Below are 852 nucleotides of genomic sequence, written 5' to 3'. Positions count from 1 at the left end.
GGGATGATGAAAAGCTTTCTGTTTTGTTGAAAGAATTAGAAAATGAAACTATTGTTTTAACAGGTTTTGAATCGGAAGAAGTAGAAGAATTACTTACTGCGTTTGATTATAAAGAAGATACCGAAAAGCCTGTAATAGAAGATGGATTCGAAGTGAATGAATTTATAGAAAATCATTCTGATCCTAGAACTAAATATGGTCAACTATGGAGGCTGGGTAAGCATTATTTATTATGTGGAGATGCTACGAAAGCGAGCGACGTCGAAAGATTGCTACAAGGTAAAAAGGCAAATTTAGTTGTCACTGATCCACCGTATAATGTAGCAGTGAAATCTGATAATAAAGAATTAAATGAATCTGGCCGAGAAAAAATTATGAATGATGACATGAGTGATGAAGAGTTTGATCAATTTTTAGCATCTATATTCTACAACTATGCTAATGCAATGGAAGACAACTCGGCAATTTATGTCTTTCATGGATCTTCTTATCAGCGAGAATTTGAAAATAGCATGAATGCCGCAGGGATTAAAGTTCGGTCGCAGTGTATTTGGGTTAAAAATAATGCAACATTTGGTTGGAGTCAGTATCGGTGGCAACATGAACCAGTTTTCTATGCACATAAGGAAAGATATGCACCTACGTGGTACGGAGATAGGAAACAGACAACGGTTTGGCAAGACGACTTACTAGAAGATTTACCAGCAACCATTTGGAGAGTTCCAAAAGATGATGTGAACGCATATTATCATCCGACGCAAAAGCCATTATCACTTATTGCTATACCAGTAAAAAATAGTTCTAAAAGACAAGATATCGTTTTAGATTTGTTTGGTGGCTCAGGTAGTACAT

The 852-nt window shown here is 35.9% G+C and carries 1 protein-coding gene; it reads left to right on the top strand.

Annotated features, from left to right (window positions below; translation table 11 throughout):
- A partial coding sequence (locus tag P3R27_RS15550; protein WP_301357586.1) for a DNA-methyltransferase occupies window positions 1-852 on the top strand: 852 nt, incomplete at both ends.

The sequence above is a fragment of the Enterococcus spodopteracolus genome, assembly GCF_030441955.1.
GTDB classification, from domain to species: domain Bacteria; phylum Bacillota; class Bacilli; order Lactobacillales; family Enterococcaceae; genus Enterococcus_B; species Enterococcus_B spodopteracolus.
This window is presented reverse-complemented; position numbering and strand designations above follow the sequence as displayed.